The following is a 15545-nucleotide window of genomic DNA, read 5'->3' on the forward strand; positions in this document are numbered from 1 at the left end:
TGAAGCTTCAGACATCTTGTTTTGAGTGTCTCGGATTGGATTGGCCTTCGGACGGTTGACACTCAAAGCCAAAACTCGCTTTCAAGCTAATTTCTTTTCTCCACTACATTCAGCTTATTCATGGATGATATTTAGTTCAACTTATATAACCACAAGTTTGGTTCAGGTTGGGCAGCGCTTCTCGCCTGCCCTCAGCCGGCCAAGACCGCAGAAAAAGATCAACCCCGTTCATGATTTACGCCGTAAATCGAACTGGACGCATTCTCCCGGTCTTTCGATCCGACATCAGCTCACCATACTACCTTCCATCTACTCCAGCCCTTTCACCGCCGCCAGCACCGCTTCTACGTGCCCCTTGATCCGCACGTTGCGCCATTCGTGGGCCAGCTTGCCTTCCCGGTCGATCAGAAACGTCGAACGCTGCACTCCCATATATTCGCGGCCGTACAGCTTCTTCAGCTTCCATACGTCGTACAGCTTGCACACTTCCAGCTCCTCGTCGGCCAGCAGCGGATAAGGCAGCCCGTATTGCTCCGCAAATTTCAAATGCCGATTCACCGGGTCCGGGCTAATGCCCAGCACAACCGCGCCGTGTCTGCGGAACTTGCCGATCCCGTCGCGGAATTCGCACGCTTCCGCCGTGCAGGTGGGGGTCATGTCCTGGGGGTAAAAAAACAGCACGACTTTTTTGCCGGCGAATTGGCTCAGCGATATAGATTTGCCGGTCGAGGCCGGAAGCTTGAAGTCCGGCGCCGGTTGTCCGATCTGTAAAAGCGACATCTCCGATCCCTCTCTCTACTTTCTTTTTAATCCCGACCCGATTCGAACCCGTCTTCGCAGATTCGAAGCCTCTGGCTTTTCCGCGGCTCAAGATCCGGCTCCCCGGTACCGCTTCACGCCGAAATTCCAAAGCGATAAGCCGATCGTCAAAAATACGATGCCGACGACAGGCGTCCACAGCGCGATCCAGCCCCAGCCTTCCCGGTCCAGGAAATAAGCCGCCGGGTAAAAGCCGACGAAAGCGAACGGGGTGACGAACGTCAGCACGAACTTGATCGTTTTGTTATAAATATTGACCGGATACCTTCCGTAGTTCTGAATGTTCCACATCAGCGGCAAAATGCCCGTCGGCGCGTCCGAGAAAAACGAGACCGACGTCAGGGAGATGTACACTCCCCCATAAATCATAATCGCCCCGGCTGTAAACAGCACGAACATCATCGGATCGTACCACGCGATGGACAAGTCCAACTGCGCCCCCGCATACCCCATAATGAACAAACCGACGACAGTACCGGACAATGAGGCGGGATCGAGATTTTCCAGTACAATCTGCCATAAATTATAGGCGGGACGCGTCAGAATACGGTCCATCTCGCCCTTTACGATATACCGCTCGGTAAACCCCCACAAGTTGAAGAAGCAACTGAATATCCCGTACGGCACCATAAAATATCCGTATATAAACACAACCTGCTCTTGAGACCACCCGCCCAGCAGTGGGGTATGAAGGAATACGACAAGAATGAAAATGAGGTTCATCCCTTGAAACAGCAAGTCCGAGACGATCTCGATCAGAAAGTCCGTCCGGTAGGTCAGCCTCCGTTTCAAGTAATCTTTGAAATAATCGATAAATAACGAAGCGTAAAACATCCCTTCACCCCCCTTGGACAAACAGGCGGCTGCGCGCTTTCCGCCACATCCACCAGATCGGAACGATTAAGACGACAAACCAGACGAACTGCACGAACATCGCCTGGTACACGGCGGCTCCGGTGACGCGGCCGGTAAATACCGAACCCGGCAAATACGTAATCGCCTGAAACGGAAGCCATTCAAGCACCCTGGCCATAAAACCGGGGAACAGCGATACCGGAATGATCAGACCGGAGAACAGATCGACCGCAACCCGCTTCATCCGCATCATGCCTTCGTTGTTCTCCACGAAAAAGGCGAACAGCCCGGTCAGCATATTAATCTGCGAATTGATCAAAAAGCTGAAAAACATCATGATCATAAACACGACCCAAACAGCCGGCTCCTTCGGAAGCTGGACCGGGAACAGCAGCGAAGCGATGATCATGCCCGGCACCGAAAACAGCAGCAGGCGGAACAAGCCTTCCCCGAAGCCCTGCATCATTTTAACGACCAGATAGTTATAGGGCCGGATAAATTGGACTGCGACGCTCCCGTCACGGATCTCCGTAGCGATCTCGCGATCCAGATTGTTGAAATAAAACGCCCGCGCCATCCACGAAACCGCGACATACGTCGTCATCTGCGTCACGGTCATGCCGCCCAGCGTCTCGCTGGAGCCGTAGATCGCTTTCCATAAGAAGTAATACGCTCCGATATTAAGCGCATAAATAAGGATACCGCTGTAATAGTTCACGCGATAAGCCAGCATCATCATGAAGCGGATTCGGATGACGTATACATACGTATTAAGCAAGGCGGCCCGCTCCCTTCGACCCTGCCGGAACGGCTGTCTGCGGCTCTGCACCGCCGTTGTCTCCGTCTCCGTTCGCAGCGTCAGACGCCGGCCCGGCACCTGCTTCCGGCTCTTCCACGCCGCCACGGTGTCCGCCATCGCCGGATTCGCCGTTCCCATCCCGCTTGTCCGGGTCCGGCCCGGACCGCTCGGGCGCTGGCGAATCGCTCCGCGCTTCCGCCGAACCGGACTTGTAAATCTCCCGTACGATATCGTCCGTGTTCGGCTCGAGGATACTCACATCCCCGACTTCGACCGCTCCGACTACCCGGCTGAGCACCACCGAGACGGGGGCCGCTTCGAACGGCACCCATACACTAGCCGCAAGCTCATTTTCTTTGCTCCACGTTACGCCGAGCCCTTCGGTCAATCCGTTCAGCGTATCCAGCGAGACCGGCTCGTGCAGACGGAACGTAATTTCCCGGCCTTTGCCCCAACGTGTCTTCAGCTCTTCGAGATTGCCATCATAAATAATGTTGCCGTCGTCCAGCATAATGACGCGCGTACATAACGCTTCAATATCCTGCAGGTCATGCGTCGTGAGCAAAATCGTCGTGCCGTACTGACGGTTCATCTGTTTAAGAAATTCGCGAATTTCCGTCTTCACGACAATATCGAGTCCGATCGTTGGCTCGTCCAGAAACAAAATATCCGGGTTGTGAAGCAGGGAAGCCGCCAGCTCGCAGCGCATCCGTTGTCCCAGACTCAGCTTGCGGACGGGACGATGGAGCAGATCGCCGAGCTGGAGCCGGTCCGTCAGCTCGCCCAGCCGCTGCCGGTATTCCGCTTCGGGCACCCGGTACACTTTGCGCAGCAGCTGGAACGACTCGACGACGCCGATATCCCACCACAGCTGGCTTCGCTGCCCGAATACGACGCCGATCCGCCGGACGAACTTCTCCCGTTCCTTGTACGGGACATATCCGCCCACCTCGAGATCGCCGGAGGTCGGAACGAGTATGCCTGTCAGCATTTTGATCGTGGTCGATTTGCCCGCCCCGTTCTCGCCGATATAGCCGCATATTTCCCCTTTCGGGATCGTGAAACTGATATCCTTGACCGCGGCAACCTCCGTATATTCGCGCTTGAATAGGTCGCGGAGCGCGCCTTTTAGTCCTTCCCGGTTTTTCTGAACGCGAAATTGTTTGCGCAGATTTTGAACTTTTATCGCGATAGACGCGTCTGTCATTATGATTCCTCCTACATGAAACGAGTGCAAACGACAAGCTCCGCCAACGTGCCCGGGCCCGGATTCCGTTGATGCCAAGCCAACTTTTGGCTGCTGGTCGCCGGCGGGTCCATTGAAATTCCGCATCCGTCAAGGCTCGGGGTTGCGACGGTTATTCCCCGGCACGTATAATGGAGTAGGCGCTTGATGATATTGCCGCACATTTTGGATACATTAATTTTGTTGAACGATCCCGAATTTTATGATACACGAAAACAGCGCCAGAAGGAAAAGTCGAACCGGGTCTAAAGGAGTTGGAAGCATGTGGAGAAAGGTGAAATGGATCGCGTTGTCCCTCACGGCGGTCATCCTATGCGTCGTCGGCTATTATGGATATTCTTTATACCAATTCGGCAATCATATTCAGGAAAAGCAGGATGATCCGCTTTTCTCTCAGTTCAAACCTCAGCCGACGAGCCAGAAGGAAGAGGCTCCGCCGAAATGGGAGGGCAAGGAGCGGGTCAACATTTTGCTGCTCGGGGCAGACGCCCGCGGGCTTTCCAAAAACGAGGTGCCCCGATCCGATACGATCATGGTGGTCTCCGTCGATCCGGTAACCAAAAAAGCGAATTTATTCTCCATCCTTCGCGATACTTACCTGAAAATACCCGGACATGGCGATGATAGAATCAACGCCGCTCTCGCTAACGGCGGCCCGAATCTGGCGATGAAGACGGTAGGCGACCTGCTCGGCCTGTCGATCCAATATTACGTTTACACCGACTTCCAGGGCTTTATGGCGCTTGTAGACGCCATCGGCGGAATCGAGCTCGAAGTCGAGAAGGATATGAAGTACCGCGATTCGGAAGAGCCCGAATTCGACATTAATTTGAAAAAAGGGCTTCAGCATATGGACGGCAAAACCGCCCTCCAGTACGTGCGCTTCCGTCATGACGCGATGTCTGACTATTCGCGGACCGAACGCCAGCGCAAATTCATGACGGCCGTCGCCGAGGAGCTTCAGACAACTTCTTCGATCTTGCGTCTGCCGAGCATTTTGAACAAAATCGATCCTTACATCACGACCAACATATCCATTACCGATATGATCAAGCTCGGTTCGCTCGGATTTGAAGTCAAAGCCCAGGGCATCAACAGCCAGCAAATCCCTCCGCTGAACCTGCTGCAGGAGGACAATATCGGGGGCGCTTCCGTTATTACAGTCAACAAGCAGAAGCTGCATCAGTTCGTCAAAAACCAGCTGGAGCGCACCTCCTCTTCCGACGATACCGAAACGGAAGGAACTGAGCCGGAGCGGAACGGATCGGGCTCTGCTTCGAGCACGAACGGCGGCGGCACTCCCGCAAGAAGCGGATCTTCGTCAAGCAGCAGCGGCGTAACCGCAGGCGGCAGCGACAAGTCCGGCACCAGCTCGGGCGCGACGTCCGGCGGGACGAAGACCGGGGCTTCGGGCGGCAGCAGCACGACGGGGACCGGGACAAGCTCCACCAAACCGCCGAGCAGCACCGGAAGCACGAAGCCGGGTACCGCGTCCGGCAGCACTTCCGGTTCATCCGCGGTGAAGCCCGACACCGGAACGGCAGGCTCCGGCACTACGAACGGCGCCAAGAAGCCGGACGACTCCACCTCGACAGGCGCGCCGGGCACGGGCAATAAGCCGGACGCCGGGGAAGGCAAAACCGGCTCAGGCAGTACGCCAAGCGGCACGAAACCGGAAAAACCGATCGATATTACGATCATTCCCGACGGTACCGGTAACGGCATTCCGCAGAAGCCGTCCCAAGGAACCGGCGGCGGTACGAACGGATCTGCTGGAGGTTCGCCGGCAAGCAGCGGCTCAACAGGTGGCGGCACTTCCGGCGGATCGTCCTCGACCACGCCGAAAACCGGCACCAGCTCTTAGAAACTTTGGAACCGTTCTAGTTTTAGTACACTTTGACGAATGGCAATAACACTCACTACAGCCGGCAACGGCTGTAGTGATTTTTTGTTGGGCAACAGGTACAATGAGACTGCAGCAAGATGATTCCCGAAAGATCCACACCTGCTTCCATCCAAAACGCGATTCAGAAGCAGCAGCCACCCCCTCCTTACGGCTCTGCAGCGAATTCGGTTTGAATTCATATAGGAGATGATATTGCAAATGAGTATGATCCAGCAACCAGACCGGAAACAATCCGCACAGCTGTACGAAGAGGCACAACGACATATCGTCGGCGGGGTAAACAGTCCTTCCCGATCGTTCAAGGCGGTGGGCGGCGGGGCGCCTGTCTTTATGCAGCGGGCGCAAGGAGCTTACTTCTGGGACGTCGACGGCAACCGCTACATCGATTATATGGCCGCTTATGGTCCGATCATCCTCGGACATGCGCATCCTCATGTAACCGAGGCGATCTGTACAGCGGCTGCAAACGGCACGTTGTACGGCACTCCGACCGAACTGGAGATTACGTTCGCCCGGATGCTGAAAGAAGCCGTTCCTTCTATGGACAAAGTCCGCTTCGTCAACTCGGGGACGGAGGCGGTCATGACGACGATCCGCGTCGCCCGGGCATACACCGGACGGGATAAAATCATTAAATTCGCCGGCTGCTATCACGGCCATTCCGATCTCGTCCTCGTCGCCGCAGGCTCCGGCCCTTCGACGCTCGGCATTCCCGACAGTGCCGGCATACCGGTCAGCATCGCGAAGGAAGTCATCACCGTTCCCTATAACGATCTGCCGGCGCTGGAGGCGGCCCTCGAACGCTGGGGCGACGAAGTGGCCGCCGTTATGGTGGAGCCGATCGTCGGCAATTTCGGGATGGTCATGCCGGAGTCCGGCTTCCTGGAAGGCTTGTGCAGGCTGACGCGGGCTCACGGCGCTCTCGTCATCTACGACGAAGTGATCGTCGCCTTCCGGCTGCATTACGGAGCGGCCCAGACGTATGCGGGGGGACACTTCCCCGATCACGCCGCTATCGAGCCCGACCTGACCGCCATGGGCAAAATTATCGGCGGCGGCCTGCCGATCGGCGCTTACGGCGGACGCCGCGACATTATGGAGCGGGTCGCTCCGCTTGGCCCCGCCTACCAGGCAGGGACGATGGCTGGCAACCCCGCCTCCATTGCCGCCGGCATCGCCTGTCTGGAGACGCTTCGCCAGCCGGGCGTATACGAGCGGATGAGCGCCTTGTCGGAGAAGCTGGCTGCCGGTATCGCAGACGGCGCTCTCAGGCACGGCATACCGCTGACGATTAACCGGATCGGCGGCGCTTTCTCCACTCATTTCTGCGATCATCCGGTCCGCAATTACGAGGATGCGCAGCAGACGGACGGAGAACAATTCGCCTTGTTTTTCCGGCTGATGTTGAATCAAGGCATCTGTCTCGCCCCGTCGAAATACGAAGCCTGGTTTTTGACGACCGCCCATACGGATGCGGATATCGACGCTACCATCGAAGCGGCCGACCGCGCTTTTTCCGCTATGAAATAAAATAGCTTTGTCCACATACACGAACATTCAATGAGACGATCTCATTCTATGTTCGTGTATTTTTTGTGAAGGTTTATCCGACTAACGCGCACACTTCCATATCGTTCTAGGGGACTGATGTTTTCTGAAAATAATTGACATTTACTTGAAGGATCGCAAAATTCGTGTTATGATTCTTAGTGTAGTTTTTGATAGGATGATTTCTTCGCTATCCGGCCCATCCGGGCCAAAGAGGTGAGGTCATCCGGTCCCTTCGTCTCACCGGGCGGTCCCGCTTCGAAACGGCCGTTGGAAGCAGCCCACCCGTCCCCGAGAACCTTTGTACCGGATGTCGAACCGGCCCGTCCTCATGGACGGCAAAACGTTGTACACGCACGGCCGAATATTTTTTTCAACGTTAACCCTGTTTGTCACAACACCTGTTACCCATTTATAAACTAATACAACCTAAACCATTGAAACCAAAAACCAATAACCTATAACCCAAACAAAAACTCTAAACCAAAAACAAAAACCAAAAACCAAAACCCATAAACCTAAACCAAAAACCTAAAACCTAAAACCTTAAACCAATAACTCTAAATCAAAAACCCATTTAATCCCATAAACCAACCTTTATTCCATCTGAAACCAAAAACCAAAAACCAAAACCTTAAACCCATTAAAAACCTACAACCCCTTAACCGAAAACCGGCGACCTATAATCCGACACGACAGCAGTGACTGATGCACAACAGGACTTAGGACATGACGTAACCGAAGAAGCGTACGTTTCTTTGTCGTCTGGCGAGGTTCTTTAACCCAATTAAGGAGGTCAGTAGGCCGGTGAAGGTTTTTTTAGGCTCCCTCGAAGTACCGGCTGAAATTATACTATGCATACATCCATGATCAACGAGGGTCGTTTTCAGGACCTGTTAACGACCGAGCACGACAGCTGCGGCATTATTTGTATTATCGAAAAAGACGGCTACCCGTCTCGTGACAATATTCAGAAAACGATCGACGCGCTCGTCAAGATGGAGCACCGCTCCGGGTTTATCGACGGCGAAGGCGACGGCTGCGGCATTTTGACCGATATCCCGCGGGCGCTCTGGGCGAAACGTCTGGAAGACGCCGGCTTGTCCGGACAATTGGCCGAAGACCCGAACTTCTCGATCGCGCATATCTTCATTCCGCGCAAGCTGGATCAATCCGTAGCGGACATTCAAGAGACGATCCGTTCGATGTTCGCGGAGCGCGGCATTCGGATTCTGATCGAACAAGAGGCGCAGACGGACAGCAGCGTGCTGGGCCGGAGCGGACGTCTCGACGAGCCGTGCTTCTGGCAGGTAGCCGCCCTGTGCGAGCAAGAAGGCGTAGTGGCAACCGATCACCTGTTCGAGCTGCATGCAGCGATCGAAGACCGCTTCACGGTGCACGTAGCTTCGCTCAGCAATGTGACGGCCGCTTACAAAGTGATGGGCGCAGCGAGCATTTTGCCCAAATATTTTAAAGACACGCAAGATCCGTTGTTCGCGGCTCAAGTGACGATCGGCCACAACCGGTATTCGACGAACACGCTGTCGAGCTTTTTCCGGGTCCAGCCCTTCTCCCTGCTCGGACATAACGGCGAGATCAATACGGTGAAAAAAATGCGTTACGAAGCCGACATGATCGGCGTACCGCTCGTCGACGGCGGAAGCGATTCGCAGGATATGAACCGGGTAATCGAGACCTTTATTCACCGTTTCGGGATGAGCCTGTTCGAAGCGATGGAGCTTGTCTTCCCGCCGATTCATAATGAAATCAAGCTGTTCCGTCCGGAATTGCAAGACTTGTATATGTATTATCGCCAGATCTGGGGCCATTATGCTCAAGGACCGGCAGGCATCGTATCGCGCTACGGCAACGAGTGCGTATTCAGCGTAGACGCTCTCGGGCTCCGTCCGGTCTGGATGGTCGAAAGCGAGACGTCGCTTTATTTCTCCTCCGAGCAAGGCATCATCACGGTTGACGAAATGGTCGCCGAGCCAAAGCCTACCGCCCCGGGAGAGAAAATCGGCGTCGTGCTGACCCCTGGACATCCGGTTCGCGTCGTCCCTTACGGCGAGCTGCAAAGCCTCGTGCTGGAACGGACGAAGTCGCGCATCAACCTGCAAGGAATGGGCGGCCACTTGTCTTTCGGCAAGACGGATGCAGCTGTCGAGCGGTTCCCTAAAGTTGCCGCTACCGATAATGTGTACAGCGCGTTCGGCTGGGACCGCGACGGCATCCAGATGATCGAATCGATGGCGCAGACGGGCGCCGAGCCGATCCGTTCGCTCGGACACGACGCTCCGCACGCGGCCATTCATTGGGAACGTCAGAACATTCCCGATTTTATTAAAGAGAGCGTAGCCGTCGTCACGAATCCGGCAATCGACCGCGACCGCGAGCAGGAGCATTTCTCCACCCGCGTTATCATCGGACGCCGTCCTTCCGTCTACGGGCAGCCGGGCAGCGAGACACGGTTCGAGATTATGGCGCCGATGGTGCTCGAAGGCGAGAACGGGATCGGGTCGCTGGAAGAGATCGGCCATATGTCGCTGGAGCAAATTATCGCGGAATGCCGGAAACAGGGCGAACACGCGGTGGCGGGCTTATCGCTGTCGTTCAAGCGCGGATCGTCGCTTCAGGGCGCTCTGAACCAGCTTGCACTGGATGCTGTCGACGCCGTCCGAAACGGCGCGGTCCTTGTGCTGCTCGACGACGCGGCCGTGCATCAGGACGACAACCTGTGGATGGACCCGCATCTGGCTATCTCCAGGATCGATGTTGCGCTGCGCGCCGTCAAGCTCGGGTCCGGCGACAACTTGCGCCGCCGCGCTTCGATTGCGGTCCGTTCCGCTTCCATCCGCAATCTGCACGATATTGCGCTGGCCTGCGGTCTGGGCGCGGAAATCGTCTCTCCTTACATCCTGTTCGAGACGGCCGCTGTCAAAGACGGCGCCGCTGCAGCCCGCAAAGTGCTGCTGACTCTTCAAAAAGGGCTGGAGAAAGTGATCTCCACGATCGGAACGCACGAGCTGCGCGGTTATACCCGCTTCTTCTCCTCGATCGGATTAAAGCCGGAGCTGGCGGAAGTGCTTGATATCGTTAATTATTTAGGCAGCGAACAAGCGGGCACCGGCTATGCCGAGCTGGAGAAGGAAGCCGAAGCTCGCTGGACGGATTATCACAATCCGAAGGCGAAAGCGGCGAAAAATTTCCGTTTCTTCCAGCGGATGTGGAAAGCGCTCGGCGACGCCGCATCGGGCGAAGCGCCTTACAGCGAATACCGCGACAAGCTGTATGAGGAAGAAAAGAAAAATCCGATCTCGATTCGTCACGTCGCCGAATTCGATTATGATAAGTCGGGGCGCAAGCCGGTCGATCCGTCCGAAGTCGATATTTCGGTCGGCAAGCACAGCCTGCCGATGCTCATCTCCTCCATGTCGTTCGGTTCGCAGAACGAAACGGCGTTCCGTGCCTATGCGGAAGCCGGCGAACGCCTTAACATGGTGACGATGAACGGTGAAGGCGGAGAGATCAAAGATATGCTCGGCCGCTACAAGCGGACCCGCGGAGCCCAGGTCGCGTCCGGACGTTTCGGCGTCAACGTCGAGCTGGCGAACGCCGTGGCGTTCCTTGAGATCAAGATCGGCCAAGGCGCAAAGCCGGGCGAAGGCGGCCATCTGCCGGGTTCCAAGGTTACCGCCAAAATCGCCGCAGCCCGTAATGCGACGATCGGCTCCGACCTGATCTCGCCATCGAACAACCATGACATTTATTCGATCGAGGATCTGGCGCAGCTGATCTCCGAGCTGAAGGAAGCAAGCGGCCGCAAGGCGCAAATTATCGTCAAAGTACCGATCGTTCCGGGAATCGGCACGATTGCCGTAGGCGTCGCCAAAGCCGGCGCGGACGTTATTACATTGTCCGGCTTCGACGGCGGCACGGGTGCGGCGCGGATTCACTCGCTGACGCACGTCGGGCTGCCTACCGAGATCGGGACGAAGCTCGCTCACGTCGCCCTGATCGAAGCGGGCCTCCGCCACAAAGTGGAGCTGTGGTCCGACGGCGGCATGAAGTCCGGTTCGGACGTCGTGAAGCAGGTGCTGCTCGGCGCGAACCGGGTCGGCTTCGGAACGATCGCGATGCTTGCCATCGGTTGTACGACCTGCCGCGGCTGTCATCTCGATACGTGCCATGTCGGGATCGCCACCCAAATCGATCATATGGAGGAAGCCGAGGAAAAAGGACTTCGCCGCTTCGTGCCTCGCCAGTTCGATCTGGCCGTCGATTCGCTCGTTCGTCTGTTCGGCCAGTTCGGCGACGAGATTCGCGAGATCGTGGCGAAGCTCGGCTACACCACTCTGCAGGAGCTCGTAGGGCGCTCCGACCTGCTGAAGCAGGTCGACCATCTGGACCGGATCGATCTGTCCGACCTGCTTCGTCCGGCTCCGCTGTCGTTCCTGCAAGCGGCTGACGCTCAGGCGGAAGCGGCTGCGGCCGTATCGTCCGATATCCGGATTGCCGCAGGCGCGGAAGGCCAAGAGTTTTATCCGGACGTACTCGCGTTCGACCGGGCCGTGGAGCGCAGATGGTCGAAAATCGACGCGGAATCGCGTATAATCGGCAGCCGCTTCTCCAGCCATCGCGTCCGCGACCGGTTCGACGGCAGCTACGACAGCCTGCCGGAAGTCTCGCTTACGCTCGCTGACGGCTCGGTGCCGGGCAACGGCCTAGCCGCCTTCAACGCCCGCGGCGTGAACATTACCGTACACGGCGGAGCCGAGGACGGCGTCGGCAAAATGTCGTTCGGCGGCAAAGTCGCCATCCTGAAAGCACCTGGCAAAAATGGAGTGCGGATCGACGGCTCTGTCGGCAAATCGTACTGCTACGGCGCGCAGAAAGGATTGTTTATCGTACAGGGCGGCGCGGACTCCCGTGCCTGCATCCGGCTGTCGGGCGCCGACGTCATCTTCGGCGGCGAAGTGACCCAGCCGCTTCAAGACGCGCTCGGTTCGATCGCGAGCCGTGCGAACTTGAAAGGCTTCGCGTTCGAGTATATGACGAACGGCCGTGCCGTCGTGATGGGCGATCCGGGTCCATGGATCTGTGCAGGGATGACCGGCGGCGTCATCTACCAGCGCCTCGTGCCGGAGATGGGCCTCGATACGCAAGCGATCGAGCGACGCATCGCCAAAGGCGCGAAGGTCAGCATTCAGCCGCTCGGCACGCAAAGCCGCGCCGATCTGACCGGGCTGCTCGGCGCTTACCGTGACGAGCTGCAAGCTTCCGGACAGACGGAAACGGCCGCCCGTATCGAAGCGCTGCTGGGCGACCTGGACGCGAACTTCGTACGCATCTCGCCGGTCGGCATGCAGGCCGATCAGTCGGTAGCGACGGAATAATTTTGGAAGATCGAGGATCAACTACGCAGCACTTATAACGAACCCCCGGAACTCTGCTTGGGCAGAGCACCGGGGGTTTTCCTGTCGGTACCCGGGATCAATCAGGCGCGCTGCCGTACGGTACGGATGGCACAATCCCGCTAAGACCATACTGAGAGCCTTCGTTTGGTAATTGGAACGCTCCACTTCCATGTCATGCGAACCTTTCGGGTACAGCCCCTCCCGGCGCTGCTCGATAACGATCGCGCCTAGCGATAAATCTGCTTCATCGAGCCCGGCTCGATGATGTTGTCCCCTTCCACGGTCGGCGGATTGCCGCCGTTTGCGTCGCCGGGGCGAATGTTTTGCTGCCGATCGTATACGTCCTGCGGAGTCGTACCGCCTTGCGGAAGGTTCGTATTCACCCGGTCCTCCAGGTAACGCTCATCCCGGATGCCCCGGGTGTCCTGATTCGGGTTTTGCTGCTCTTTCATCCGGTAATTCGTCTGCTGGCAGCCGGTCGCCGTTACGGTCAGAAGCAGGACCGCCGCGGTCAGCCCGCTTGTGCCAAGCCGCGCTTTCCACCGGCCGGAATGTGCTTTGTTCGTTATGCTCATGCTAGCTCCACCTTCTTCCTGTTGCAAGATTTACGAAACCTTTTTAGGATGCCCCGCAAATCGTGTTACAATAGAGGGTACCCGCTAAAAGAATTTCATCCGTACAAGGAGGCGAATGCGGCATGCCCAAACAAACGATTCTGTTCGATCTGGACGATACGCTGATTCATTGCAACAAATATTTCGACGCGGTGCTGATCCAATTCGCCGATCTGATGACGATATGGTTCAATGGGTATCGGCTGACCGAAGACGAGGTGCGCCGCAAGCAGTCCGAGTTCGATATTGCCGGCGTACACAAGCTCGGGTTTGCCGCCGGTCATTTTCCCCAGTCGTTTCTGGAGACGTACGTCTACTTCTCAGCCCAAACCGGGCGGAAGCCCAGCGCAGAAGAACGGAAAAGGCTGTATGAGCTGGGCAATAGCGTATACGAATTTCCCGAGATCGAGCCTTACCTGGACATGACGGAGACGCTGGAGAAGCTCCAGCACGCAGGGCACGAGCTGTTTCTATATACAGGCGGTGAACCTTCGATCCAGCAAGGCAAGGTGAGTAGAATGGGACTGGACGCTTTCTTCGGCGACCGGTTGTTTATCTCTCCCCATAAAACGACGGAAGTGCTCGAATCGATTTTGACCCGGAGCAAGTTCGACCGCAATGCGACATGGATGATCGGCAATTCGATCCGTACCGATGTCGTTCCGGCGCTGGAGACCGGCATTAATGCCATTCATATTCCGGCCATCACCGAGTGGTCGTTCAACATCATCGATATTCTCGTGAAGCCGAAGCGCGCTTTCCTGCAGTTGAACAAGCTGCTCGACGTTCCGCCCGCCATCCGTAAACACAGCCTGGCCTGATTCGGCCCTGATCTTATCGCTTGCAGCAAAAAGAAGCCTTCATCCCCACTAAAAGGGTGAAGGCTTTTCGCTTTTCATTTTTCGCTCTGAAGGGGCGTTTCCGGTTTCGCTCCACCGTTATCGGGCCGGCTACTTCGCTTTCTCCTCCGCGATCAATTTGACCATCTCCTCGTCGATTTGCCGGAAGGCGGTGTTCAGATCGATCGTGCCTTTGGCAAGATCCGGGACATATTTGCCGTAGATGGACCGGGCCTTGGCTTCGTACGTAACTTTCGGTGTAATCGGCGCGAACTTTTTGCCAAGAATGGCCTGAAAGTTTTTATCTTTGTATTTGCTGTTTTTCGCAAACGCTTTCATAACTACGTCGCTTTGCAGCACCGGAATGATCGCCCGCTCGGACAACGACTTCTGCACCTCCTCGGACAGCATATAGGCGAGAACTTCGGCAGCGGCTTCCTTATGCTTGCTGATCGAGGTAATGCCGAACATCGTAGGCAGCGGCTGTGAGGCAATTCCGGGCGCGGACTTGTAGGAGGGATAGCTGACCAGATCCCAATTAAGCGTTGTCATATCGAAGTTCAGAAACGCGTTGGCCAGCCCGTCAACCATCGCCAAGTTTTTCTCCTGAACAAAGTTGCTCGCATTAAGCGACTTGTAGTCCGTCGTCTTCTTCATCTCAATAAGCTGGTTAAAGATCGTGCTCCAGCCGCCGTTCGTCAGAATGGTCGGCTTCTCCGTCTTCGGATCGACGTACGGGATCGATAAGGAGCTCAAATTCAGATGCGGCTGAACATCGCTTCCGATGCCGTAATATTCAAGCCCTCCATCCGTCCTGCGCATGCGCTTGGCCACCCCGATCACTTCGTCCCAGGTCACTCCGTCTTTCAGATACGGTACGCCGAACTTGTCGAACAAATCTTTGTTGTAGTATAGGGCGGCCGCATTATTCACGATTGGTAGCGCATACATTTTCCCGTTTGACATCGACCTCGCCGCTTCTACAGAGGAGGGCTCCAGTTGGTTCAAATTGACGCCGTATTTCTTAATCAGTTCCGTCATATCGTATTCCAGTTTGTATTGGAGCAGATGAGGAATCGTATTGTCCACCGCCTGCCAGTAGACGTCGATCTGCGCTCCCGCGGAAAGCATATCCGGAAACTCCATCCCTTTGCCCGAGGCGACGTATTCGATCTCATACCCCGGAAACTTCTTCCTCATCGTATCGCCGAACCGTTCGTTGAAAGCTTCCTGCGTCCAGCCTGCCGTCGAATAAAAGACGAGCTTGACCGGGTCCTTCTTCACCGGCGTCGTACCGGACGGTCCCTCCGCCGTCGTCTGCTGTTTCTCAGCCCCGCACGCGGCGAGGAGAAGCAGCAGAACGGCGGCGGAAACCGGAACCATACAGTTTTTTACCCCTATCTTCTTGTTCATCTTACCCCTCCCTTTTCCCCTTTGCACATCCTCTATTCGTAATCATCATACGATAGCCGCCGGGGTGGAGAACATGCAATTATCCCGCA

The 15545-nt window shown here is 56.2% G+C and carries 9 protein-coding genes and 1 pseudogene; 4 read left to right on the plus strand and 6 right to left on the minus strand.

Annotated features, from left to right (window positions below):
- Positions 1 to 309: 309 nt before the first annotated feature.
- From bcp to IDH45_RS27990, 4 genes are all read right to left on the minus strand, one after another.
- Positions 310 to 780, minus strand: a complete 471-nt coding sequence (gene bcp / locus IDH45_RS27975; protein ID WP_190931452.1) for a thioredoxin-dependent thiol peroxidase — start codon at positions 778 to 780, stop codon at positions 310 to 312.
- Positions 781 to 867: 87 nt separating this feature from the next.
- Positions 868 to 1653, minus strand: a complete 786-nt coding sequence (locus tag IDH45_RS27980; protein WP_190931453.1) for an ABC transporter permease — start codon at positions 1651 to 1653, stop codon at positions 868 to 870.
- A gap of 4 nt (positions 1654 to 1657) precedes the next feature.
- On the minus strand, positions 1658 to 2413 hold the full coding sequence (locus tag IDH45_RS27985; RefSeq protein WP_397327113.1) for an ABC transporter permease: 756 nt from the start codon (positions 2411 to 2413) through the stop codon (positions 1658 to 1660).
- Positions 2414 to 2444: 31 nt separating this feature from the next.
- The gene (locus IDH45_RS27990) at positions 2445 to 3680 is read right to left on the minus strand and encodes an ABC transporter ATP-binding protein (RefSeq protein ID WP_190931455.1); all 1236 of its coding nucleotides are present in this window, start codon (positions 3678 to 3680) and stop codon (positions 2445 to 2447) included.
- A gap of 301 nt (positions 3681 to 3981) precedes the next feature.
- Between IDH45_RS27990 and IDH45_RS34390 the strand changes: the two are divergent.
- From IDH45_RS34390 to IDH45_RS28005, 3 genes and pseudogenes are all read left to right on the plus strand, one after another.
- Positions 3982 to 4971 (plus strand): annotated as a pseudogene (locus IDH45_RS34390) (LCP family protein); the annotation flags it as partial.
- Positions 4972 to 5823: 852 nt separating this feature from the next.
- The gene (locus IDH45_RS28000; RefSeq protein WP_317891307.1) at positions 5824 to 7155 is read left to right on the plus strand and encodes a glutamate-1-semialdehyde 2,1-aminomutase; all 1332 of its coding nucleotides are present in this window, start codon (positions 5824 to 5826) and stop codon (positions 7153 to 7155) included.
- A gap of 872 nt (positions 7156 to 8027) precedes the next feature.
- Positions 8028 to 12569 (plus strand): glutamate synthase-related protein, encoded by a 4542-nt coding sequence (locus tag IDH45_RS28005; protein WP_223837028.1) that lies wholly within the window; start codon positions 8028 to 8030, stop codon positions 12567 to 12569.
- Positions 12570 to 12817: 248 nt separating this feature from the next.
- On the opposite strand, the gene IDH45_RS28010 is transcribed toward IDH45_RS28005, so the two are convergent.
- Positions 12818 to 13165 carry a hypothetical protein gene (locus IDH45_RS28010; RefSeq protein ID WP_190931457.1) on the minus strand — a complete coding sequence of 116 codons (348 nt, stop codon included), beginning with the start codon at positions 13163 to 13165 and terminating at the stop codon, positions 12818 to 12820.
- A 122-nt stretch (positions 13166 to 13287) separates the two neighbouring features.
- Between IDH45_RS28010 and IDH45_RS28015 the strand changes: the two genes are divergently transcribed.
- Positions 13288 to 14025 (plus strand): HAD family hydrolase, encoded by a 738-nt coding sequence (locus IDH45_RS28015; protein WP_190931458.1) that lies wholly within the window; start codon positions 13288 to 13290, stop codon positions 14023 to 14025.
- Positions 14026 to 14154: 129 nt separating this feature from the next.
- Here IDH45_RS28015 and IDH45_RS28020 read toward each other — a convergent pair whose 3' ends face one another.
- Positions 14155 to 15456 (minus strand): ABC transporter substrate-binding protein, encoded by a 1302-nt coding sequence (locus IDH45_RS28020; RefSeq protein ID WP_190931459.1) that lies wholly within the window; start codon positions 15454 to 15456, stop codon positions 14155 to 14157.
- Positions 15457 to 15545 lie beyond the last annotated feature (89 nt).

It is taken from the genome of Paenibacillus oceani (assembly GCF_014705615.1).
Classification (GTDB): domain Bacteria; phylum Bacillota; class Bacilli; order Paenibacillales; family NBRC-103111; genus Paenibacillus_AB; species Paenibacillus_AB oceani.